Source organism: Marinibactrum halimedae (genome assembly GCF_021234875.1).
Taxonomy (GTDB): Bacteria; Pseudomonadota; Gammaproteobacteria; order Pseudomonadales; family Cellvibrionaceae; genus Marinibactrum; species Marinibactrum halimedae.
Map to the genome: position 1 here is coordinate 1 of NZ_JAJQVM010000002.1, position 25,692 is coordinate 25,692.

General features: G+C 42.7%; 20 protein-coding genes. 5 read left to right on the forward strand and 15 right to left on the reverse strand.

The annotated features are described in order from the left end of the window. Positions 1–442: IS66 family transposase (locus LU351_RS01285; protein ID WP_232592195.1), on the forward strand; the 442-nt coding region annotated here is incomplete at its 5' end. Here the strand turns inward: LU351_RS01285 and LU351_RS01290 are convergent. From LU351_RS01290 to LU351_RS01305, 4 genes are all read right to left on the reverse strand, one after another. After that, positions 432–1,007 carry a hypothetical protein gene (locus LU351_RS01290; protein WP_232592196.1) on the reverse strand — a complete coding sequence of 192 codons (576 nt, stop codon included), beginning with the start codon at positions 1,005–1,007 and terminating at the stop codon, positions 432–434. The two genes, LU351_RS01285 and LU351_RS01290, sit on opposite strands and share 11 nt — an antisense overlap. 255 nt (positions 1,008–1,262) lie before the next feature. Beyond that, on the reverse strand, positions 1,263–1,751 hold the full coding sequence (locus tag LU351_RS01295; protein WP_232592197.1) for an Hcp family type VI secretion system effector: 489 nt from the start codon (positions 1,749–1,751) through the stop codon (positions 1,263–1,265). A gap of 526 nt (positions 1,752–2,277) precedes the next feature. Next, entirely contained in the window at positions 2,278–2,982 is a 705-nt protein-coding gene (locus LU351_RS01300; protein ID WP_232592198.1) for a YopT-type cysteine protease domain-containing protein, read from the reverse strand. 283 nt (positions 2,983–3,265) lie between these two features. Beyond that, positions 3,266–3,754 (reverse strand): Hcp family type VI secretion system effector, encoded by a 489-nt coding sequence (locus tag LU351_RS01305; RefSeq protein ID WP_232592199.1) that lies wholly within the window; start codon positions 3,752–3,754, stop codon positions 3,266–3,268. 418 nt (positions 3,755–4,172) lie between these two features. Here LU351_RS01305 and LU351_RS01310 point away from each other — a divergent pair, with 418 nt between their 5' ends. Continuing rightward, on the forward strand, positions 4,173–6,866 hold the full coding sequence (locus LU351_RS01310; protein ID WP_232592200.1) for a beta-propeller fold lactonase family protein: 2,694 nt from the start codon (positions 4,173–4,175) through the stop codon (positions 6,864–6,866). Between the two features lie 261 nt (positions 6,867–7,127). On the opposite strand, the gene LU351_RS01315 is transcribed toward LU351_RS01310, so the two are convergent. Further along, positions 7,128–8,381: an NAD(P)/FAD-dependent oxidoreductase gene (locus tag LU351_RS01315; RefSeq protein ID WP_232592201.1), complete on the reverse strand. Its 1,254-nt coding sequence runs from the start codon at positions 8,379–8,381 to the stop codon at positions 7,128–7,130. Between the two features lie 577 nt (positions 8,382–8,958). Here LU351_RS01315 and LU351_RS01320 point away from each other — a divergent pair. Further along, positions 8,959–9,117, forward strand: a complete 159-nt coding sequence (locus LU351_RS01320) for a DUF3012 domain-containing protein (RefSeq protein ID WP_232592202.1) — start codon at positions 8,959–8,961, stop codon at positions 9,115–9,117. A gap of 74 nt (positions 9,118–9,191) precedes the next feature. On the opposite strand, the gene LU351_RS21115 is transcribed toward LU351_RS01320, so the two are convergent. The 8 genes from LU351_RS21115 to LU351_RS01360 all read right to left on the reverse strand — a co-directional run bounded on the left by LU351_RS21115 (position 9,192) and on the right by LU351_RS01360 (position 20,570). Then, the gene (locus LU351_RS21115; protein WP_232592203.1) at positions 9,192–9,998 is read right to left on the reverse strand and encodes a hypothetical protein; all 807 of its coding nucleotides are present in this window, start codon (positions 9,996–9,998) and stop codon (positions 9,192–9,194) included. Between the two features lie 52 nt (positions 9,999–10,050). Beyond that, complete coding sequence (locus LU351_RS01330) at positions 10,051–11,220, reverse strand: DUF819 family protein (RefSeq protein ID WP_232592204.1); 1,170 nt, start codon at positions 11,218–11,220, stop codon at positions 10,051–10,053. Between the two features lie 716 nt (positions 11,221–11,936). Beyond that, complete coding sequence (locus LU351_RS01335; protein WP_232592205.1) at positions 11,937–14,786, reverse strand: cation-translocating P-type ATPase; 2,850 nt, start codon at positions 14,784–14,786, stop codon at positions 11,937–11,939. Between the two features lie 79 nt (positions 14,787–14,865). Next, positions 14,866–15,645: an enoyl-ACP reductase FabI gene (fabI, locus tag LU351_RS01340; protein WP_232592206.1), complete on the reverse strand. Its 780-nt coding sequence runs from the start codon at positions 15,643–15,645 to the stop codon at positions 14,866–14,868. 81 nt (positions 15,646–15,726) lie between these two features. Continuing rightward, entirely contained in the window at positions 15,727–16,875 is a 1,149-nt protein-coding gene (locus tag LU351_RS01345) for an acetate/propionate family kinase (protein WP_284285010.1), read from the reverse strand. 72 nt (positions 16,876–16,947) lie between these two features. After that, positions 16,948–18,390: a bifunctional enoyl-CoA hydratase/phosphate acetyltransferase gene (locus LU351_RS01350; protein ID WP_232592208.1), complete on the reverse strand. Its 1,443-nt coding sequence runs from the start codon at positions 18,388–18,390 to the stop codon at positions 16,948–16,950. Positions 18,391–18,947: 557 nt separating this feature from the next. Next, positions 18,948–19,508 carry a cytochrome b gene (locus LU351_RS01355; protein WP_232592209.1) on the reverse strand — a complete coding sequence of 187 codons (561 nt, stop codon included), beginning with the start codon at positions 19,506–19,508 and terminating at the stop codon, positions 18,948–18,950. Between the two features lie 390 nt (positions 19,509–19,898). Continuing rightward, on the reverse strand, positions 19,899–20,570 hold the full coding sequence (locus LU351_RS01360) for a cytochrome b (protein WP_232592210.1): 672 nt from the start codon (positions 20,568–20,570) through the stop codon (positions 19,899–19,901). Positions 20,571–21,007: 437 nt separating this feature from the next. Here LU351_RS01360 and LU351_RS01365 point away from each other — a divergent pair, with 437 nt between their 5' ends. Then, a complete protein-coding gene (locus LU351_RS01365; RefSeq protein WP_232592211.1) occupies positions 21,008–22,063 on the forward strand; it encodes a bifunctional transcriptional activator/DNA repair enzyme AdaA in 1,056 nt (351 codons plus the stop codon). 3 nt (positions 22,064–22,066) lie between these two features. Then, on the forward strand, positions 22,067–22,552 hold the full coding sequence (locus LU351_RS01370; protein WP_232592212.1) for an MOSC domain-containing protein: 486 nt from the start codon (positions 22,067–22,069) through the stop codon (positions 22,550–22,552). A 102-nt stretch (positions 22,553–22,654) separates the two neighbouring features. Here LU351_RS01370 and LU351_RS01375 read toward each other — a convergent pair whose 3' ends face one another. Together LU351_RS01375 and LU351_RS01380 are read right to left on the reverse strand one after the other, a co-directional pair. Further along, positions 22,655–24,967 carry a vWA domain-containing protein gene (locus LU351_RS01375; protein ID WP_232592213.1) on the reverse strand — a complete coding sequence of 771 codons (2,313 nt, stop codon included), beginning with the start codon at positions 24,965–24,967 and terminating at the stop codon, positions 22,655–22,657. Continuing rightward, complete coding sequence (locus tag LU351_RS01380; protein ID WP_232592214.1) at positions 24,964–25,521, reverse strand: RNA polymerase sigma factor; 558 nt, start codon at positions 25,519–25,521, stop codon at positions 24,964–24,966. Before LU351_RS01380 ends, LU351_RS01375 begins: the two co-directional genes overlap by 4 nt. Between the last annotated feature and the right edge of the window lie 171 nt (positions 25,522–25,692).

The following is a 25,692-nucleotide window of genomic DNA, read 5'->3' on the forward strand; positions in this document are numbered from 1 at the left end:
AAAGAAAATCAAAGAAGAGCCACCGGATCAGCGCCACGCCCTTCGACAAAAGGAAGCCAAGCCGATTGTGGCCAAATTAAAAGAGTGGCTGGATAAAAGCCTGCAAACCGTGGCGCCGAAAACCAAGTTGGGTGTAGCACTGGTGTACCTAAATAACCAGTGGGATCGATTAATCGGCTATCTGGAGGATGGGCGCTACCCGATCGATAATAATGCAGCAGAGCGCGCAATCCGTCCATTCACGATTGGGCGTAAGAATTGGATGTTCAGCAAAAGTCAGGCGGGAGCGAAAGCCAGTGCCAATTTGTACAGTTTAATCGAAACAGCCAAGGCCAATGGGCTCAACCCTTACGAATATTTGCAGAACATTTTTAAAGAACTGCCCAATGTCAATGATGTTGAACAGGTGGAGGCTTTGTTGCCTTGGAATATCAAGGTGTAATTGGTTTGGCGTTTACAACTGTCCCACCAAAAGTAATATAAGCATAACGATCACCTGCACCGTCACCTTGATTTTTTATTTTCCTTAAGGCTGCGACTATTGGAGGAATACGAGGAGACTGTTCTTCCTGTACAGGCCCAGGAGCTACGACATCACCTGGAGACCCAATGTCATCAAGATTTATGATATTAGTTCCAGCAGATAAACCACTTTCTTCTACCACACCTCCTAATCTAAGCCAATTCAAACATGGGTTTCCTTTCCCATTTTTTTTCTTATTCCCCTCATCAATTTCTTTAGACCATGTACTCTGATCTTGTGCTATTAACTTCAGCGCAGCAGTCATCAGCCTGGAATGACCCTCTTCGTGCCCTCTTCTTCGGCGCCCAATAACATTCCACAATTCTCTGTTACTTGCTTTATAGTGAATCCAATGTCCCGACAAAGCCATACAAATGCCAAACTTACTCCACCAACAATAATTTTTCCAAACATACAGACTACCCTGCGAAAAATACCATTTAACTTGACCATTATGTTTCTCTGCAATTCTTGAAACCTTCATTTTCACACTCCATGCATAATAAAAAATTCATTATTCAAAAAAATCCAAAAACTCCAAAAGCATTCCCATAGATAATTACGTGTTGATATCGAGCATACTCACCTTTACACCCCTACCAAGCACCTAATTTCATTCACGCTGCTTCACATTTAAAAAATTTGGTAGAAAATTTTCTCTCAGTTGAACATAGTACAGCAGACACAACTATTTACATTGGACGCCCAACAAACTGAGCATCCAATACTATGACAACTACTACAATGCCGTTCCTTTTTCCAAACAGAACCCGACCTTCACATTCTTAGTATTTTTATTGGTTTTATCTGCGTGTGTAAGATCCGCTTCAACTTTAGCAAAGCTCAACGATATGCTTTCTGATGGAGCGCTACCATTGGCCGCGTCAATGGACCATGATGAAATCATACAACTATCTAACTTAAACTCTGCGTATTTTTCTACACCTTTTGCACCCGTTTGAACAATATGAATTTCTACAGGCACACCTACATCTCCCCCCAATGAATCTTTATAAAGCCCAGCCGACGCTGCGTCTATTCTCTTTGAGATCGACATTTCACTTAACATAGGGAGAGAGGCTTCACGGTTTGCCATTGCGCCTACATCCATCGATACAGCACGCCCATGTCCTTTGCTCATTCCATCCAGCTCAATCCAATTTTCATAACCCTTTGCGGTCACACTACCTTTCACTGCCAACTTGTTGTAGTTCATGTAAATAGCCATATTCGTTATTCCTTGTGCAAAATATAATTAATTGTCAATTTCTAGATTTCAGCCATTCTTAGTCTCGCTGGCCAATTTGAAATGCTCATCAAGCGTCTCTGTTTAAGTTATACTGACTACACAAACGAAAGGTTGCACTTTTTTACAAATTTTTCAAAAAATATTAAAAAATCTTTGATTAACCGGACAAAAATATGACAATGTCATCACGCCGATAAAGTTGGGGATGGTTATGAAAAAACAAATCCAAAAATCGTGCATATATTTGGAGGGATAAAGTATCAGTTTGGTTACCGAAAAATAAAGCACAAAGATTTAGCTAAAAATACAGAGGCGATATTTACAAAATATGCCTTAGTTAGTTTAGTAGTGGCTAAACGTAATTTAATTGCAGGATTTGTCCGAAATGACAAACCGCCATTAATATAGTAGTGGCAAAAAACTCAATTTTTTGGATATTTTATATTCAATAATTTTTAGAATATTGTTAAATATAATCGTAGGTTTATCAGAGCTTCTCAAAGACCTACGCTTTCCTTTTCTTAAAGAAAACAAGATCCAAACTTTTGACAGCGTCATTTAGAACTCCATCACCCGCATTAAACTTAAAAATTTCTCTCATAAACCCTTTAAGATTATCGAATGAGGTAAATTTAAACTCTCCATAATTCGGATCAAAAAACAGCCAATCATTAGTTAAGTGGTTGAAACAAAAAGCAACCTCATGCCCATTTCTTATATAATTATACCCAAGCATAATATAACCAACTTCTTGATGAACTTGATCCAAAATCTCAATTACTTTATCCACAGAAGGATTATTTTTTGTATCTGTATCGACTTTAAATTGAGAAAAATTATCATCTTTTATTAGCTTTCCTTGACTTTCCATCCATTTAATCATTCTGTTATCTTGATCTTCAAACCAGTTATTAAATTTTTGGCGCACTGCACGCAAATACCAATAATTTGAAAATATTTTTCTACCACCTTCCAAATCTTTTCCTTCAGTCCATCCCCCCAAAAGCTTTTTCGACAAATGAGATCCGCAACTCAACTCATGGATATACATCGCTGACAAGGCCATACATAATCCTTTTTTAGCCATAAAATGTGTCATACCTAATTGCTGACTGAATCCCCACCTATAACAACAGCCCCCATAATTCGACGCTTTTGTCTTAATACAATCTCTTATTAACTTTATACTTACCTTTCCAAAACTGCTCACATTACCCCCAGAAACTTATCAACTCAAAGAACTATTTAAATAAATTTAAACAACTTTCATACTCCCCATGACCCAATTCAAATATTCTGTATACTCCAGCTCTTTCTCCATTAACATCCAATGCAATAGCATTTGCCACACCTCCAATTCCATATTCAGCAAAAGCAATTCACATCTGAAATTATAAAAAGAATGAAAATTTCTTTTAGTTAAACGCCATGCAATAGGACAATCATTTACATTGGACGCCCAACAAACTGAGCATCCAATACTATGACAACTACTACAATGCCGTTCCTTTTTCTAAACAGAACCCGACCTTCACATTCTTAGTATTTTTATTGGTTTTATCTGCGTGTGTAAGATCCGCTTCAACTTTAGCAAAGCTCAACGATATACTTTCTGATGGAGCGCTACCATTGGCCGCGTCAATGGACCATGATGAAATCATACAACTATCTAACTTAAACTCTGCGTATTTTTCTACACCTTTTGCACCCGTTTGAACAATATGAATTTCTACAGGCACACCTACATCTCCCCCCAATGAATCTTTATAAAGCCCAGCCGACGCTGCGTCTATTTTCTTTGAGATCGACATTTCACTTAACATAGGCAGAGAGGCTTCACGGTTTGCCATTGCGCCTACATCCATTGATACAGCACGCCCATGCCCTTTGCTCATTCCATCCAGCTCAATCCAATTCTCATAACCCTTTGCGGTCACACTACCTTTCACTGCTAATTTGTTGTAGTTCATGTAAATAGCCATATTCGTTATTCCTTGTGCAAAATATAATTAATTGTCAATTTCTAGATTTCAGCCATTCTTAGTCTCGCTGGCCAATTTGAAATGCTCATCAAGCGTTTCTGTCTAAGTTATACTGATTACACAAACGAAAGGTTGCACTTTTTTTTACAAATCTTTCAAAAAATCTTAAATCAAAAAAACATCCTACTTTTATTAAAAAAGTGGAATTATTTTTTGAAGTTCTCAGTATATATTCTTAGCTTCTCTCCATGTCGGCTAATAAATACCCATACAACAAGAATCGCACGGTGAGACGCTTTGAGAAAACTGGGCGTCTGTAGTTCATGCACACATTACGCACTCTCGTAGACATATTTTACTGAACGCCATAGATGTACCTGTGAAACACCGGAATTTTTACTACCTAAAGGACACTTAAATGAACAGTCAAAACAATCGTGGTAGAACCTCATGGGTGATGCCGTCTGGCTTTGCAAAAAATTTAGGCCTTCTCGCCCTCAGCTCAGCAATACTAATTGGCTGCGGTGGTGGTGGCGGAGGAGGAGGTGGCAATAACGATGCACCACCACCCCCGCCACCCGCCGCGCCAGACCCAGAACCACCCGTGGTAACACAAGAATTACCCAGCCGCTCCAGCACCATTGCAATCACCTCGGATGACCAACGCTTAGTGGTTGTGAACCGCGAAAAAAACAGCGTGACGTTAATTCAAGTCAAAGATGAAAACGGGGAAGACACCGCATTAACGCTCGGTGAAGTCGCCGTTGGGCAAGACCCGCGCTTTGTCACCATCAGCCCAGATAATTCCACTGCTTTTGTGACCAATGCGGTTGATGGCACTGTGTCAATCATTGACATTAGTGGCGCAGTACCCCGTGTTTCGGGTGATCCAATTGCCGTCGGTACTGAGCCTCGTGGAATTGCTGTCACGCCTAATGGACGATATGTACTGGTCGCGAATCACACTGCCGGTACGGTTTCGATGATTTCCGTAGCGAGTTCGGAAGTGGTCAATACTATTACCGTGGGCGGAAACCCGATGGCTTTAGCCATTTCTAACGATGGCGACGAAGACGATCGTGATGAAAGTGTTTTTGTTACGCGCTTTTTCTCGGAGGTTATCGACCCTGAAAATCGTCCTGATGGTTTTAATGATGCCAAACAAGGGGTAGTGCCTTTCTTTACTGTAGAAAGTGGCTTATCCGATTCACCCGTAGTCAACCAACATACATTAGCACCACTCGATAACGCCGGTTTTGCCGCCGACCGTCGTCATTTTTGTCAAGAAACTCGAAATGCGTTACAAGACAATGGCACCGTTTTTTTTAACAGTGGTATCGATGGCGCTGGTGATGGTGCCGCGTTACTAAAAAGCGATGTTTTTTGCCCGGACAATACCAGCAGTGACATCAGTGATGATGGGCCTATTGCCAAAACACCTCAAGGTGCCTACACCAATAATTTATTTGCCGCGATGATTCGTGATAATACCTTGTATATCCCGAATGTCGGCGCCTCCCCTGAGCCCCCTGTTAAATTTAATGTTAACGTTCAAGCCCTGGTGAGTTCAGTAGATTTAACCACCGGTGAAGATTCCACTCTTAATTTAAACGACCAAATTAAAGCAGAAACGCAACCTGAAGAAGAAACAGCTTCTTTAGATCGTGTTTTTGGTAATGATGTCGTCGCGATTGATGCGAATTCTGCAGGTGATCAATTTTTAATTGTGAGCCGTGGTGGTAATTATGTGATGCGTGCCGGGCTAGACGAAAACGGTAACCTTGATATTAATGCCGACAGCGGTGTAATCCGTTTTAAAACCGGTAATATTCCAAGCGGTGTTGTCATGAGTAGTGATGGAACTCGCGCCTACACCAATAATGAAGTGGGTTTGTCCGTTACCGCAATCGACCTAGAAAATAACCAGGTTTTAGTAGAAGACATGCCCGCCAGTGCCCTGCCTGCAGAGGGTTCACAAGCGCACCGTAATTTATTGGGTAAACTTGTGTTTTATACCGCACTGGGTACACCCGATACCTTCGATACCACAGGTGATAACGCGTTTGACCTTAACATTCGTGACATCGACCCATTAGAATTCCGCAATAAGGCGTCTGATAATGGCTGGAGTAGTTGTGCTTCCTGCCACGAGGACGGCCACAGTGATAACGTTACCTGGATTTTCCCAACCGGGCCACGCCAAACGCTGCCACTGGAAGGAACTTTTGCGAAAAGTAACTCGGAAGACCAGCGTATTCTAAACTGGAACGGCGTACGCGGTAGCGTAACGGACTTTAATAACAACTCCAGAAATGTACAGGGCGGTACAGGTTTTGCCGGTGAAGTGAATGGCGAAAATAAAACTGCGCAAGTGTTTAACCATGGCCCTACCGAAGGTATTAGTGACGCATTAGATGCGATGACCGAATGGGTTGCTAATTCTGTACGTGCGCCAATTATGCCAGACATTGAAGACGCAGCCGTGCTTGCCCAAGGCCGTGAAACCTTTGAGAGCCATTGCGCCAGTTGTCATGGTGGCGAGAAGTGGACAAAAAGTACGGTAACCGCTTACCAAAACAACCCGACCTTCAACGGCAACCCATTGACTGCCAACTTTTTTGCCGCAGGCAGAGAACCAGCGCTTGACCCGAACCTCACCGTCGCGGGGCCACAAATTCGCTCTGTTAACATCGACAATGTGGTAACCAACTTCTTGGATGTTGTCGGCACTCGCGATAATGACAACGTCTTAGAAATTCGTGGCGCAGGCGGGCTAGGTGGTGGATTTATCACTATCAAAGGTGATCCGAATGAAGGCATCGAAGTGGCCAGACAATCGACTCAAGGCTTTAACTCATTGGGTGGTATTGGCTTCAACACGCCCTCACTGCTTGGGGCGGGCTTGAACTCTCCTTACCTGCATGATGGTAGTGCCGTAACCCTCGCGGATGTCTTTGCCGTGCACACGCTACCTGCACAAGAAGGCGCCACTATTGAAACCGCATTGAATGATGCAGAAATGCTCAATAACTTGGCTGAGTTTGTCTTCTCGATTGATGAACAGACACCGGTTATCGACATTCCGGCAAGCACTCAAAGCGTACCAAACTAATAAGACGGGAAACTCGTTAAAACAGCGCTCTAACAATGTGAAAATTTAAATGAACATTTTTTGGCGCTCTTTCAGTATTCAATATTACAGCGATGCAAATTTGTCAGCCCTAATTTGCCTTGCTGTATGGTAAGTACTGTTAGGTACCTGAACTCCAGGAGAGGTACCATTCCCTTTTGAGGGCGCTTATGCGCCCTTTTTTATTGCTAAATGTATCTCAACTTGAAACACATCCATTCTAAAAACACAGTCTAAACGAACTTATCCTACAGCCATTTCTTCAGAGTGATGCTGACGACGCGACCAAAAAGCATACTCTTGGAAACGTCGCTCTTCCGAATACAAACGCTCACGCATCACCAAATAGTCATGCCAAGTTTTTTCACACGCTGTGGCATATTGACGAATCGTTTCACTGTCTTCTTGATGAGAAGCAGAATGCACAGCCACCGTCGCGGCGAGCGGTGCTAAAGACAACGGCGCAACAATGCCTTGGGAAAGAAGCGGGTCATAACACCCAGCTGAATCACCCACCGCCAACCAACCACTGCCCACCACCTGACTTAAATATTGGCTTTGTGCGCACACTTTGCGTAAACGCATCTTTTCGTCTTCAGTATTGACCATCGCACCGTCCAGCCAATGAATATCTCCGAGTCTCGAACAGGTATGCGTCATGGTTCGAAGTGATTTCTTCCAAGCATCTGGGTCAGACAATAACAATTCTTTTGCGATATCAGCATCTGTCATGGCCGCCACCATATAGCCACCATTCATTAATGGTACACTGTACCACCACCCATAATGAGTCGCTTCAAACAAAGCGCTGAGCGAAGAGAGTGCTCCAGAGCAACCCGATGCATTGAGCCCATGGTTTACCATACTTTGGCGATCTTGCTCCACGAAGCCGTAAACCGACACCAAGTTATCCACAGAAGTGCGTGCAATACCTAATTGCGAAGTTACCACAGAGCGACGGCCAGAAGCGTCCACCAAAAACGCCGCTTGCCAATGGTAGCGGGATTCAGACAGCGGCGTGCTCACCTCGATTCGCCATTGACCGGAGTGCCTCTCAACACAATTTACAGAGGCCGGTTGAACGATCTCTATACCTCTATTTTCTACCTCTTGTTTGAGCCACATCGCAAATTGCTGGCGACTGATGTTCCACCCCTGATTGAATGGAGAAAGGCTGAAATCATAGTGATCTAATGCCTCTTTTCCCCACGACGCTGCCGTACCACAATTGGGCAAAAATTCGTTGTGGCGAAAACTATCCCATAAGCCCAACGCTTTTAAAGGCTCAACCACCTGCGGCGAGAGATTTTCACCAATAGAAGCAGGGGTTTGATCGTCTGATTTTTCAATCACCACCACACGCAGCGTTGGTGCCTGTTGGTTGATGGCAATGGCCGTTGCGCACCCAGCAACCCCTCCGCCAACAATCAGAACATCACATTCTTGATGGGCCGAGACGGATGACAAAGAAGACTGAGATGAATTCACACTGCTCATGACATTAGGCTCCTAAAGTTAAGGACTTACCGGATTAACAACACACAACGGCTAACCACGGCATTACACGAGGGTTACATTGACCACCTCAGCGACCCACAACCACCATCACACTCAAAGCGGACGATAAAGAACACAGTAATCAAGGTTTACATCAAAGTGAAAGCGTTTACAAACTACAATCAATCCATTAAAACGTAATAAAGATGACAACAATATTTCAATGAAAATAGACTTTTGGAATAAGGCGACAAAACAAGGCCAATCTCGCACTGATTTTTTCGTTACTCTATATACTCTAGAGTTTTTTTCACTGAATCAGTTTCCTTAAAATACTGCAAAATTGTCGTTCATTTACGTTACTGTAGAGGTAAAGAATACATAAAATCAAACAGCTATGGACTTATGCCCCAAAAGAATCCGCTTACTTACCCCTACTCTTTGCCACTGCCTTTTCAAAAACATCCATAACGTGATAATAATCAGAGTTAAAAACTTCGCCAAAAGCCTCATTGACATCATTTATGTTAAACTTTTGCGACAAAATACAATTACCTTAATAAACGGAGAGAAATCCATGAAATTCTTGGCGAAGATAACCTTTACACTTTTACTGTTATCAGGCTGTACAGCAGAAATTGGCAGCCCAGAATGGTGTGAGTCGATGGATGAAAAACCAAAAGGCGACTGGACAGTGAACGAAGCCAAAGACTATGCAAAGCACTGTATTTTTTAAAAAAAACCTTTCCGGCTGACTTTTAAAATCAATTTTAAAAGGCAACGTTAAGTAAGAATTTAATGATTAAATAATTACTCATCCCGTATTCGCTTTAAGTCTCTTACACTTTTCTCCAACTTCAACGGGCTAGGAAAGTGTTCAATGGTAGATTTAAAGGCAAGAAATACCGTTTTAGGCCCGAAAAGCGAACCCGGTGCGCCATCAGCCACAATATGTAACTGACCTGTTTCACCGGGGTTTAACTGAGCGTGGGAAGGCGTGATTTTAACGACGTCATAACTTTTATTATCATTATCGAACATTCTCACCTGAGCGGTTTCAATATCCCCTAGATTCATTGGGGAAATAGCAAGACTCGAAGCGGTAATGGAAACCTTCCAATGGGTTAACGAAGACAAACGGTTATTTTTCAAACCAGGGAGCTTCTTCATAAATTCTTGGACATAGACCTCATCCAGAAAAACGGTTGCATGATTGGCAGACATCGTTTTTTGATCATGTTTTGTATTAATAATTTGAATCGCCTCACCCGCTTGTAAGTCTTTTAACGTGGTAATCGGCTTCCACGTTCCATCCGGTCGAAGCAAGATTTTTTTATCCTCCTCCATCGTAACCACAAACGGTTTAGCAATATATTCCCAAGTGCCGTCACCGTGTAATAGCACTGAACGGTCAACGCTAACCTCTACCACACGAGACTCCCCATAAACTCTTTTTTGAGAGGTGCTGTCTTGAGAAACACTGTCTTGAGAAACACTGTCTTGAGAAACACTATCTTGAGAAAAACTATCTAGAGAGACCCCACTGAATACAGCCACCACAATAACCAGAATACAAAATTGTGCCAAACGACTCTTCTTGTAGAGTGCGTTTCTCATTCCAACCCCCTCTTTTTTGATTCCTTTACGCCACAATACTCACTCGTACACACTAAGAAAGCATTGTGAATACAAGGCTACCTACGAAAGTACCTAATGCATAACCAAATACACCCACTAACACACCAGGGGTAACCTGATCATGCCAACCTTTGGCCGCAGCCAATGCAGGTGCTGTGGTTGCCCCTAATATCGCCGCATTAGAAGCCGTAATCAGCTCCGGTAACGTTAACCGGAATAATCGACCGACACTCAACACCACCAATAAATGCACTGAGAGCAAAACCACCACCAATATAATTAACAACGGAGCTACTTTTACCATGGCAACCACATCAGCCCCAGCCGCAATAGCAGCAAAAAAGACGAAGGATAAACCAACCCCCATTTCAAAGCTGCCTGCCAAATAACGCATATGATTACTGCCCAATGTCGCAATGATCAATGCCAAAACACTGATTAAAATATAACGCCAATGGGTTAAATCAAACATCTGAACAAGCACATCAGAAACAACCACAATCGACAAAGACAGTGCAATTGAAATACAAAGGCTCATTGCCGAAACCGGATGCTCTGATGCTGTCTTTACCGGCTTAGGCACCGATAAATCAATATTGTCTCTTTGAAAAGCAAAGCGCCGCACCAACCATTGCCAACCTGGTAAAGTTGCTAATAAGCCTAAAAATATCGCACTGCATAAATTATCTGTGGCAGTAGCAGCCGAGAAAAACGATGCATCTTTAATCAAACCCGTCATCTCACCCAACGCTGCATAATTTACAGACCCCCCAATATAGGAAGACGTAAACAATCCAGCAATAGCCGCCTCTCTCTGATCTACGTTAATCGGTGCGGTCGTAGCCAAACTACTGAAATCAAATAAGATAATGGCAATCAATACCCCGAGCACAGTACCTATACTTGCAATAAGAAAGGCAAATGTTGTACGAGTAGTCTCAAATAAAATTCGTTTTAAGTCAGCCTTAAAAAGAAATAAAGGGATCAGCATCGGTACGATATATTTGAAAACAAAGTCATATGCCACCGCCTGATGGGGAATGATATTGAGGTTGGCTGTGGCAATGGTCAATAAGATTACGATCACCGCACCGGTCAGCTGCCTCCCGACTTTGGTTTTCTCTAAACTGAAACCAGCAGCAGAAATTAAAAACAAAACCGCCATAATGGCCAAATGGTTATCTGGTGTAATAAGTGACAAAATATTACCTTCTCATTCTTATGATGATTCATACCATCTGCCATATCAGTACACCCACTTGTGCTCACAAACACATACTTAGAAGAGTCATACGTACCAAAACAGGCTCGAGGCACCAAAGCGGTCCATAGTAACGCATTCCAAGTGATTCGTACTATTTCAAATGCCCTACCTGCTTCCACCACAAAAAAGAGCATTTTTTATACAGATGGTGCACTACCGCACGAGTTCATATTCACACTCATAAAAGCCCGTATTCTTAGATAAAAAAATCACATCACATTGGCACTTACTAAATCTTTAGAAAAAACAAGAAAATCTTTAAAACAACCAAAAGACGCCCATAAATTACTTTAAATAGAAGAAAAAATATTTTGCGCCAATCATCCAAATTAAAAATACAATTAACAGAGTTAACCACGTCGACTTATAACCGCAGAACCAACAATTACGTTGAAGGGCCTTTTGAAACTCTAGTATTAGTTAATGGCGATATCACTGCATTAAATTATTTATATTAAAGTGCCGGCAGTAGAAGTGCGTTCATGTGTATAAGCAATATTTAACGATCTAGTGCATCGTCCTAAATACACATAAATTCTTAAATACGCATAAATCCATTGATAAGATAAATCTATTGGTAAGTATACTTCACCCAATACCTTCTCCGGTATTGGGTGCTTTTATTTACAGATTAACAATCTTATTTGGGAAAGTTAAGCAAGTCGCATACGTGAGCGCCCATAGGCTTTGTGAAGCTCTTCTACCAGTAGAAACATACAGGCCACTCCAAACAATGCAAACCACTGCTGCAATGAAATAGGCTCCAAAGACAATACTTCTCTTAATCCGGGGGTATACATGGCCAAGATATGCAAGCCTTGCGCAATCGGTACCGCACAGGCAAGAAAGACATTGCTTTTAAGTGGTATTTTAAATAAAGATCTATGCTCAGATCGGCTACTTAAGGCGTGCAAGTTACCAAAAAATACCATTAAAAATAATGTTAAATTACGGGCAGAATCAATACCATAACCACTGTAATTCAAAAAGCTGAATACGCTGAATGCCAATATCCCCATTGCCCCTCCCGCAATAAGAATATGCTCAATAATATGACGCTCAAAAATAGGCTCACTTGGGCGCCTAGGGCGTTTATCCAATTCACCTCCCTCCCCAGGTTCAAATGCTAAAGCAACATCCTGCAAACCATTTGCCACCAAGTTTAGCCACAATAATTGTAAAGCCGTCAATGGCATTGGCAACCCTGCTGTAACCGTGAGAAAGAATAATAATAACGCTGAAAAACCTGTCGCAATTAATAATCCAATGACTTTTCGGATATTATTGTAAACAATTCGGCCCTGCTCTATGCCCTTCACAATAGAAGCAAAATTGTCATCGGTAATAATAAGTTGGGCAGTTTCTTTGGCAACATCGGTACCACGCTTACCCATCGCCACACCAACATGGCTTTGTCGCATGGCAGGTGCGTCATTCACACCATCACCGGTCACAGCAACAAAATGCCCTTGACGCATCAGAGTTTCTACAATTTGTTGTTTTTGTTGCGGTTCAATTCGTGCAAAAACACGACAAGGTCGAATCAACTCTGCAGCCAAATTATCAGCTTGTTGATTGGCAAGATGAATATCCGAACCCGTTACAACCGGATCTTCTTGTTGGCATAAACCTAATTCAAGAGCAATAGCCTTTGCGGTAACAGGATGATCACCTGTGACCATCGCCACTTCAATTCCTCCGGATCGACACTGAGATACCGCTGCTTTTGCTTCAGGCCGAACAGGATCAATCATGGCCACCATGCCCATAAATTCCATATCAACCAATTGATCATCTAACCCATCGGCATCACTTTGGCAATCAGGCTCATGTGTCAATTCACTCTTAATAACCGTGTCTTTGGCATTCGTTATTTTTCTTGCAACAGCCAGAATTCGATATCCATTCCGAGCAGAGGCTTCATATTGGGCTTCCAATAGTGCTCTATCTAACGGTACACATTCACCGAGTACATTCATGGTAGTACACATTGAAAGAATTTTTTCAGGACTACCTTTCACATGAAAACAATCACGTCCATCATCTTCGAAGCAATTCAAACTACCACTAAAGGCCCTTTCTGATTCATAAGGAATCAACCTTTTCTGCCGGTGAATATTACGCACTGTCTCAATCGACATACCGGCTTTGACCGCCAATACCAAAAAGGCCACATCCACAATATCACCCGATGCAGACCAATTGGAGCTGTGATAATCCAACTCACTTTCATTTGCCAGTATGGCACTGACACAGAGTTGCTCCAACCCGGTTTGTAGCGCTGCTGACGATTCATTCCACTGAATCTCTCCCGGAGCAATCCCCTCTCCTCCTATCTCAATCGGTATACCTTCCGTTTTTCCGGGCAGTAAAACTTTTTTCACCGTCAGTTCATTCACCGTCAACGTACCGGTTTTATCAGAACAAATAAATGTACACGACCCCAACGCTTCTACTGCGATCAGCTTTCGGATAATCACATTATTTTTTGCCATTCTGCGCATACCAATGGAAAGCGCAACCGTTAATGCCGCCGGCAATCCTTCTGGAATGGTTGAAACAGCCAAGCCAATGGCCATCATTGCCATGCCTTCTAAATCGTATCCGCCTCGTATCAACATCATGCCAACCAGCAGCAAAATGCCCATAAAAATAGCTGCAGCCGTTTGATAAGTAAAACGACGGATTCGAATCATTAATGGTGGCTCGCTGTCTTCTTCATGACTGACTTGATGAGAAATTTTTCCGAGCTCTGTTGCCAATGCTGTTGCGATCACTCGTCCTCTTCCACGACCACGAGTCACAATGGTGCCCGCAAAACATACTCCATTACGTTCTGCCAATGGCGTATTAGTGTCTTTATTTCCCTCCGCCAGTTTTGTAATTGCAACAGATTCACCGGTCAACATAGACTCATCAACCGAAAAATTGGCAACGGAAAACAACGCTATATCGGCAGGCACTTTATCGCCGGATTCCAATAAAACGATATCCCCCGGCACCAACGTTTCAACATCCACCCACAGGTCTTGACCATTACGCCTAACACGAGCCTTGCCTTTCACTAAATTTCGCAAGGCGGCAGCAGATTGCTGCGCAGAATATTCTTGAACTGTTCCAATAATTGCATTAATCGCCAATACAATAAGTATAAAGATACCGTTGGGAATTTGATTCAGCAGAAAAGACAGTAAGGACGCAATTAATAATATGTAAATAAACGGACTCAGAAACTGCCGTAAAAACAGTTGGAATAAACCAGGCAAAGGCGGAACAGGAAGCGTATTAGGTCCATAACGACGCATGAGAATATCAACATCTTGCTGGCTTAAACCTTGTTTGGGGTCGACCTTATTGATCAACGAATCACAACAAAATTCAGTGGTTGTTTCATCTTCGGCAACGATGTTATTTTCTAGATCATCTGATGACTCTGCCACCGCTCTTTTATCGATAAACTTTTTTGAAATTGCTGGAGATACATCAGCCGCATCATTAGACATAATATCGCCTCACACGATTATTCAACTTATCAATCACATTATAGAAATCATTAAAACCGCATGATTCTTTACTGTTTTTCTAATCCATAATTTCATATCCACCATCAATATAATGAACACTTCCTGTAATATTCTTAGCCGCATCGCTTACTAAAAATTGGGCAAACGCACCAACATCATTTAAATCTAGAGGTCTTTTCAGTGGGGATTTTTTTAAGTGCTCAGATAACAATTCGTCAAAATGCTCAATACCAGATGCTGCCCGTGTTAGTAGTGGTCCGGGTGACAAAGCATTCACTCTAATTTTCGACGCCCCCAACTCAGCCGCCAAATAACGAACACTGCACTCTAATGCTGCTTTGACTGGGCCCATCAAACTATAATGATCAACCACTTTTTCTGCACCATAATAACTTACGGTAATAATTGAGCCGCCTTGTGTCATGAGCGGCTCTGCCCGTTTTACGAGTCGAAATAAAGAATGGCAGGAAATATCCATCGCAGATAAAAAACCTTGGCGTGAACAGTCTACCACTCTGCCATGTAAATCCTGAGATGGTGCAAATGCAATTGAATGCAAGATGAAGTCGATGCGCCCCCACTCAACCTGTAAGGTGTCAAAGAGGGCATTCATTTGTTCATCATCATCTACATTTAAGGGTAAAAGAAAACGGGCATTAACAGCATCAGCTAGTGGCCGGACATGTACTTCTGCTTTATCATTCAAATACGTGATTGCTAACTCAGCGCCTGCCTGAGCAAAATATCGAGCACAACCCCATGCGATGGATTGCTCATTCGCAATACCCACCACGAGACCACGCTTTCCATTTAAATTAAACGCCGGGAGATTGTTCATTCACACCTCGAAAGAAATCATTTATTTCATGTGTTAAACCCTAAAAGTCAGACATGTAATCACGATTCTCAATGATAGTACTCAAAAAGCGTCCGCTTTCAAAAAAGAGAAACAATGATAGGCTAGCATCCATTCTTCATTCGTCGAAATTTTATAAATACCAATGGTACTTTTGGGGTGGTGTAATACTTGTGAATGCGTATTGTTGGCTGAAACATCTATAATAGCATTCAACCAATGAAAATATTGAAGAACGTTTTTCCGTATTTCGGCACTATTTTCCCCAACACCGCCAGTAAAGATAATTGCGTCAATTCCACTCATTATCATGATAAGACTGCCGGCATGTTTAGCCACAGAGTACGAAAATAAATCCAAAGCTCGTTGAGCAGACGGAGATTCTGAAGACACCAAGTCACGAATATCGGCGCTTTCGCCTGAAACTCCCAATAAGCCACTGTTTTTATACAATAATGAAGATACTGCATCCGCTGTCATGCCTTTTTGTTGCAGTAAATGCAACACCACACCAGGATCAATTGAGCCACAGCGTGTTCCCATCATTAAACCATCTAACGCGGTAAATCCCATGGATGAAGCAATACTTTTCCCTTTGTATAAGGCACACAAACTTGCTCCACTGCCGAGATGGGCAACCAACACTTTTTGCCGATGCTCTTTTGGGATAACCTTCGGTATAAGCCTCGATATATATTCATAAGACAGGCCATGAAAACCATAACGATGAATACCATCATTAAACAAAGGAGCAGGTAATGGAAACCATTTTTCTAACTCCGGCTGAGTTGAATGAAAACTGGTATCAAAACAAGCAACTTGAAGCGTGTTGGGGAAAGTTTTAAATAACATATTTATCGCGCACAACTCGGGCTTAATATGCATTGGCGCCAAGGGTATTAGCGATTGTAACGCTTCGATGACCTGCTTATTAATCTTGACTGGCTTTGTATACATTGAGCCACCATGCACCACACGGTGTACAATACCCATTATTACCACATCACAAAACTCAACCGATAATCTATCCAACAGGGTAATTAATGCATGATTAATTTTTTCCGTATCATCCGTTAAATGCGCTTCAAACAACATACGCCCTGTCGTTATTTCAATAAGAGGGTTTTCAAGAGTGTTAACGCATAAGCGATACAGCGAATACTTCACGCTTGATGAACCAACATTAATAGTGAGTATGGCTTCTATATTCACAGTAATGAAATTAGACCTGTTTTAGTGCTGCTAGAAATTCAGTAACAAGCAACACTCGCTGAACGGTATTGTTTAATGAGATAACGAAGAATGAAAGTGAGCATAAAGAGAGGCAACAGCACAAGACGCGAGGCGAGTTTGCCCAATTCCCGCAGCGCGGCTGGTTAAAATAATGGGCACTCGCGCTCCCAGCACCACTCCAGCCCCCTCAATATTAAAAAGAAAGCGCATTTGCTTATACAACATATTACCCGCTTCTATGTCTGGTACGACAATAATATCAGCATCACCTGCCACAGGAGACACAATTCCTTTTGCTTTCGCAGCTTCTTTAGAAATAGCATTATCGAATGCCAACGGTCCATCCAGTATCGCGCCTTTAATTTGACCTCTGTCCGCCATTTTACACAATGCGGTTGCATCCAACGTAGAAGGTATTGCTTCATTAACGGTTTCTACCGCAGAAACCAAAGCCACTTTCGGCTCATAATTCATTAACGAATAAAATAGCTCTATCGCATTTTGAACGATGTCTTTTTTTTGCGTTAAACTGGGTTGAATATTAATGGCAGCATCAGTAATAAAAAGAGGTTTTTCATAGCTAGGCACATCCATCAGAAAGGTATGGCTCACTTGTCGATCCGTTCGAATACCTCGTTCTTTATTCAGTACGGCATGCATCAATTCATCCGTATGAATATGCCCTTTCATTAACGCCTGCACATCCCCGTGTTTCGCCATGGAAACGGCAACATCGGCTGCCTCATGACTGTGCTCCGTTCCAACAATCACATAATCGTCTAACGATACATGAAGTACTTCTGCGGCATGCCGGATTTTATGCTCTGGACCAATCAATATTGGCTCGATAATACCTTGTTCTGCTGCATCCAGCGCACCGCCGAGTGAGGCTTCATCCACAGGGTGAACAATGGCAGTCTTCAGTGGTGTTTCAGCTTGAGCTCTTTTAATTAATCCAGAAAAAAAATCATTTTCAGTTGGCTTTAATTCCACTCTGGGAAGTAATACACGGGGCCTATGTACTTTTTCTGTCGGTGCAATTACACATGCTTCACCAGTGACAACTTCTAGTCCTTGTTGATTCGTACACACACAAGCCAGTTTAACACGATGATTATCAGCACCTAATTTTTCAATAACCGTCACTCGAACCGATATTTTATCACCCAATTTCACCGGACGTAGAAACTGCAACGATTGGTCTACGTATATGGTGCCTGGACCGGGTAACCGAGTGCCCAACGCGGTAGAAATAAGAGCACCACTCCACATGCCATGCCCGATAATGGCATGAAATGAGTCACTTTTTGCATACTCTTGATCCACATGTGCGGGGTTTACATCACCGGACATAACAGCAAACAATTGGACATCTTGTAACGTCAATTCGTGTTCAACACTGGCTGAATCACCGACTTCAATCTCGTCATAGGTCTTATTCGAAATATAGGTTTTATTCGAAATCCAGTTTTCGTTTGAAATTTCGTCTGACATAACCCCTCGCAATAAGCCTTAAACGGAATAATCTCTTAAACGGATGAACTTTTAACTGATGAACTTTAAACTTAATCAACCACTGGCTGATGAATAAATATTACTGTTCGCAGATGAAACGCAACATCAAGATAGACAAGCTAATGCTCTGAAACTAATGATGAAGATGGTAATTTAAAACTGTTACTAAACGCTGGAAACAGGTGCTTTATCTAAAACATCTAGTACTAAAACACCCAGCAGGTCTTAACACCCAGTAAGTCTTGATGATTATCATTATTACTGAATCATAGATCAATGAATTGATGTACCTCAATTGGGGGAGGTTCTGGCGCGTATTACTTTTTAATTAAAAATGCCTTACTGATCCATGACAGACAAACATAGACAAAGCCTACGCTAATTATAGAAAGGCAGCACATGAAAAGTCTTACCTAATGGATAATAAGCCGCTTATTTTAAGTAACTGCCCCTAAACGACTCAAGCCTGGCTGAAACACAGAAAGGAAAATAACAGAAAGCAAAATAGTAGGAGGTATTTGGTATCCAACATCTGGCTAGATCATTCGGGATAAGACTCGCTTACCACTGACCTCATGATGAACCACAGCAAGTAAATGTACCAAAATCAAAATCGCCAAAGATCGACAACTGTACTTATGTAATCCCGAAAATGCATCAGTGTAATGCCCCGGTAATGCATTCAGTGGAAGCTGATAAAGGTGAAATAAGGTAATCGGCTCGTCCATCATTAAAACGCCCGATAACAGCACCACTGCGGTCACAAGATATAAGACAACATGCGCAATATGCGCCACAAACCGCTCATGGGCAGATAATTGATAATTTTCTGATGGGCTATGTGACAAGCGATAAACAATCCGTAAGATAAAGACCGGAATTAATACTGTCGTAATCGAAACGTTAAAAGCCGCAATCGCGTGAACTATTTGCTCACTTTGAATAAAGGAAAGAGAAAGACCCGAAACGGTTGCCCAAAGAATGACAATCGCCGAAACCCAATGAAACAGTTTTGCCATAAAAGAATAACCATGAACCCGTAAGGCAGGCGCACGATGAATCGATCGCGACTTTGCGTCGTAAGAATAGGTATGCATGGAACTCTCTTTACATCTAGTGGCGTTTTTTTGAACGGCTATTTCAACAAACTATTTCAACAAACTATTGCAACAACCCGAAACAAACAACAGTAAAACACGAACGTCTTAGGCATATAGTCTTAAGTCATTCTGTGTAGATCTCGATTATTTGCTATTAGGCTCTATTTGTCACACGATCCAAAGGGTTAAGTTCAGATAACCTGTGGAAATGAGCGGCACTCTGTAAAATACGCAGGTATTGCGTCACAAACCACACCATGCCATAAACTACCGACGTGCCACAACCTTACACCAAACTTAGAATGTCCCGTTGATCTTATTGGAGTCCTTGTGGATAACATTAAGGATTTTTGTTTTCTACCGAACAACATCAATAATACAAAACGGCTACACCATTCGTTTTAACACACACCGCCCCTGCCTACGATGCCATATCACTGCCAAAACATGCACAATAATCAGCCCAGCCAATGCCCGACAGGCATGAGAATGAAAAACTTCGTACTGTTCTGCAAGATGAGAGTCAGTAATCACATTGGGTATTTGAAACACGTAAAAAACCTCAATGGGCGACTGCATCATCAATACCCCTGTCACCAGCACAATTGATGATAAAACATACAGACCTATATGACCTAGGTGGGCCATTTTCTTTTCACTTTTTGAAACGCCAGGGTGTTCAGCAGGGTATTCACCACATAATTGCAATTTAATTCTGTATACAATACGTGCAAAAAATACCGGAATCAGTACCGTTGTAATGGAAACATTAAATGCACCAATAGCATGTTTAATGGATTCATCACTGATGAGAGAAAGAGAGAACCCCGAAATAGAGGCCCATATAATCACAACCGCCGAGATCCAATGAAATATTTTTGCCGGTAAAGGATAAGACTGAGGTGAAACGGACTGAGATGAATCAGATGGTAACTGCTTTTCATCACTCTCAATAAAGATAATATCGTTGCTGGAAGAACCACCGAGCTCATAGCGCCCGGCATTAGCATCGGTAGTGGAATGAGGCGGAATGAGGGTATCTGTAAAATCGATAAACATATAAAGCTCCTTTTTATACTGAAAATATCCTTAAAAAGCACAGAAAATACGCACAGAAACGGCACCATAAATACTAAAACCAAACTGACTGTATATTTTCTATTGGCTTACTGGTGAGTATAAAAAGTCGTTTTTTATAGAGCAATTATAAAATATATATAAATCCTTAGATCTTATTGTAATGAACAAATTTTGGTGACAGATCGCCATCTTCCCGCACCATACAATACTGCCAGTCTCCATAGTGCCGAACCACGCATCAGCTTCTACCACTTATCAGCTTCTACCACCTGTCAGCTTCTACACCCTATACAACATAGTTGTCCAGTTTTCGGTTGCAGGTAATTCTTCTGCACGATAGCGTTGAAGGCAGTCGCGTTAAATACCATTCTTATGCGTATACGCACATATACTTCGCTTTCGAGAAAGGATTAACAATGCAAATAACTGATCCAAAACAATGCGATAAATACTATCAAGCGTTAGTAAACCGAGATGCCAGTTATCAAGGCAGCTTCTATGTTGGTGTCAAAACCACCTCTATTTTTTGTATCTCCACTTGTCGAGCACGCAAACCGAAACGTGAAAATGTCATTTTTTTTACAAGAATCAAAGATGCGATGGCAGCCGGGTTTCGCGCCTGTAAAGTGTGCCAGCCCACTCTTAATGGCCAAATTACGCCAGAACCCATTCGTACTGCGTTAGAAATGGTGAAGGCCAACCCTAAAACAAAAATTAAAGATCAAGACCTCAGAGAAGCAGGCATTACACCCGAAACGGTTCGGCGATGGTTTAATAAACATTACGGTATGACCTACCAATGCTTTCAGCGCATGTATAGAATCAACCATGCTTTAGAAGAATTAAATAACGGAGAATCCGCCACCCATAGCGCACTGGGAGCAGGTTACGATTCTCTCAGTGGATTTGGATATACTTTTAAAAAAATGATGGGCAACTCACCAACGCAATCTCATACCCATGTGCTGCACATGGACAGGCTCGAAACCCCTTTAGGGCCAATGTTTGCCTGCGCCAGCAAAGAGGGTCTGTGTTTACTGGAATTTGTCGAGAGGAAAATGCTGGAAACGGAATTGACCGATTTACAACGGCGTCTAAAGGCCCGCATTATTACCGGACACAACCCTTATATTGACCATATTAAAAAAGAATTAACAGAATACTTTGCAGGTAGCCGCACTCACTTTACCGTTCCCCTTCATACTCCCGGAACGGAGTTTCAACAAACCGTTTGGCAAGCACTGCAGGCCATTCCTTATGGACATACAGCCAGTTATCAACAACAAGCGATTTCCATCGGGAAGCCCAAAGCCGTAAGAGCCGTTGCTTCAGCCAATGGCATGAATCGTATCGCAATTGTGATTCCCTGCCACCGAGTCATTGGAAAAGATGGTAGCCTCACAGGATACGCCGGCGGTTTAGAACGTAAACGCTGGCTGCTCGATCATGAAGCTAACTATGACAAAAGGTGAACTATGCTGGATGCGTTAAAAAAGGTATTTAATACCTCGGCCATAACCCTAAAAGGCATTGCGACACGAGAGGAACATCTTGGCCCAATGCAAACCCACGAAGCTATTCACATCCGTGTTGAAACAGGCGTTGGCAATGATTTACGCGGCAAACCGGGTAAACGACAAGTCACCGTATTAAGCGAAGAAAGCTGGCAAGCGGCCTGTGATACGATTGAGCAAACGCCCAGCACTTTACCTTGGACAACCCGCCGTGCCAATTTACTGGTCAGCGGTATTACCTTTGGCCCAGAAGACGTAGGCAGCCGCCTTATTCTAGGTAAAGCTGTTTTAGAAATCACCCGCGAAACCGACCCTTGTCACTTTATGGAAAAAGCGCAACCGGGGTTAAAACATGCTCTCAAACCCGAATGGCGAGGCGGTGTCTGTTGTCGAGTACTTCAAGGTGGAGAAGTGAGCTTGGGCGATTCAATCAAAATTGAACGCTAGTCCGTCCTGATCGTCGAGTAATTCCAATAAAGCAATAAAAACCAAAATCGGCACTACTTTTAAGCAGTGCCGATTCTCAGTGGCTTATTTTTATCAAAGCCTTTATAGGTCGCTGGCCACTTTCGCTTTACGAATCAACTGTACAAACTCAGTACGATAACCATATTCATCAGGGCCTTTGTTGGCTTGCGCTAGGGCTAACGCATCATCATAGGTCCAACTCCCGGTGTATTGCCCACCTCGAAGTAATTCAGAGAACCCGGCAACAGCGGTGGCAAAATTATTTTCTCTCACAGTGTCACCCGAAGATTCAGTATTTTTACTTGGAATAGGCGCACTGATTAATTGAGAAGTGTCGGAGTCAGGCAGCTTATAGCGAATTTTTAAAAAGGCATACTCATTGGCATTGCCGCTTTCAGCCACGGCAGAGGCCGAATTATTCCCATAACGATTTTCATCAATTAAGGCGGAATTTGAGCCTTTCGGGGTAATCTCATAAATGGCCGTTACCGAATGACCAGCGCCAAGGTCCCCCGCATCAACTTTGTCATTATTAAAATCTTCACGATTCAGCTGGCGAGTTTCGTATCCAATCAGGCGATATTCTTCCACTGTCGACGGATTAAATTCGACTTGTAATTTTACATCTTTCGCAATAGGAAATAACGTGGAAGTGGATTGGTGCACTAACACTTTTTGCGCTTCACTGAGTGTATCAATATAAGCCGCCACACCATTGCCATTTTGCGCTAACGATTGCATCAGATTATCGTGATAGTTGCCTTGGCCAAAGCCTAAGACAGAAAGAAAAATACCCGCTTTACGCTTGCGCTCAACAAAACCTTTCAACTCTTCATGATTGGTGATGCCAATATTAAAATCACCGTCTGTAGCGAGAATAATTCGGTTGACCGCTTCCGCTTTATACTGGCTCTCTGCCAACTGATAAGCAAGCTGAATGCCCTCAGCCCCAGCGGTTGACCCACCCGCCTTTAATTGATTCATGGCATTAATAATTTTCTGCTTTTCCTTGACGAGCGTCGGCTCCAATACCGCACCAGCAGCTCCGGCATACACCGCAATGGCGACGGTATCGTCGGGGTGCAATTGGCTCAACAACAATTCCATGGACTGCTTTACCAAGGGCAATTTATCCGGCGCATTCATCGAGCCTGACACATCCAGTAAAAAAACTAAGTTCGTACGCGGCTTTGTTTGCGGAGCCAAATCATACCCTTTAATACCAATATGAATTAATTTGTTACCCGTACGCCAAGGGGAATCACTGACAGAAATGGTGGGCAAAAAAGGCTTATCTGCACGAGAAGGAACAGGGTATTGATAATCAAAATAATTCATCAACTCTTCTGTACGGACAGCATTTTTTTGCGGCAACACGCCCCGATTTAATTGTCGACGAATAAAACTGTAGGCAGCGGTATCCACATCAGCAGAAAATGTCGACACCGGTTCTTCCGATACTTTTTTAACGGGGCTCGTAACGATAGATTCAAATTCATCCTCACCCACCACTCCTGGAGAGGGCGCGGGTAAATCAATCGGCTTGGGCAATGGCCTAATGTTTGACACGGCATCAGACGCTACTGCCAACTTAGCGCGCGCATTCATTTTAGTTGCCGCCACGCTGCCACCATTGGGCGCAAACGACTGTACTGAAGGAGACAAAGCGCTCTCAACTTTGCTCACTGATGGACTGGTAGCAGATGGGCTGGTGCTGATATTTAGTTTACTGGGCGCACTGATCTCAGAAGCCCCATCCTGAAGCTCAGATATAGGTTTAGCTGTTGGCTCTTGACCTGTTGCCTCAGAGACAATCACTACTTCCTCAAGCTGTGGTGCGGGTTCATCAACAACCACTAAATCTTTCTCGATGTTTTCTTCTGTGCTCGCTATCTCCTTATCCACTTCACTAGGAGAAGTAGTGGTTTGCCCGGCGCCTTCTTGACCATTCGTGCCTTCTTGACCATTCGTGCCTTCTTGACCATTAAGGGAAGGCGGACTCACCCGAGACGGTAGTGTTTCCGACGACGGATCTTTTTCAGGCAAAATAACAAAAACAAACAACGAGGCGGCACACGCAACCACCACACCTTTCCACACGGCCGGCATTTTCATAAACGCTCCTTCTGAATCTGAGTGAATGTGTTTCTTTTCACTAAGACGGGAGACCGATTCAGATCCTTGGGCATGAATAGCCTTTTTTTCATCAGAAAGAGAAGAAGATTCTTTTACCCTGCCCTCATCCTGTGAGGAGCCCTGTTCAGAAGACGATTGAAGATGCTGGCCATGCTTGCGAGCAAACGCCTGTTGTGCGGCTTCCAAGGCACGTTGTTTTGCCTCCAAACTTGGTTCCGGGGTTTTACGATAAGCCGCTGCTATTTTTTCATCACTCATACCGACAATACCCCCATCGCTTTTACCCGTTTACGAACTTCATGAATACGCCATGATACGGTCGTCTCTTTTACCTCTAAAATTTGAGCGGCTTCAAAATGGGTAAAACCTTCACCAAAGACCAGCAATACGGTCTCTTTAAAGCCAGACCCCATGGAATCCATTAACGTTAAGAGTTGCATCAGTGTAACAACCGCCTCCCCATGACTTTCACCTCCAATTAATGAAGGTTCTTCAGCATGACCCTCACCTAAGTGGCAGTCTGACGAGTTGAGTCGATGCTTATCATGTTTGCGTTGCCAATCGATCGCACAATTGACCACAACTCGATACAGCCACGTCGTAAACGCAGAATCAAATCGAAATTGCTCAAGAGAGTCAGCAAGCTTAATACACACCTGTTGTGTAATATCTTCTGCTGTTGCCACCTCTCCACAAAAACGGAAAGCACAGGCATAAATACGATCATAATGCGCCACCAGTAAATCATTGAAGGCGGTTGCATCACCTTCTTGAGCGGCCCTGATCAAGGAGTCAACCACTGTATTATCCATATCATTTGATCTTTTTAGGTTTGACGAACCTACAGGTAAAATCCTTGGATAAGAGAGGAAATTAGGCGTTGAAAACCTCGCTTCACTCTCTTTATGTGTACCACACCAGGCAATAAACAACTTCGCAAGTAACATACCAGCATTAGTTTATCAGCGTTAAAACGCCTAGTT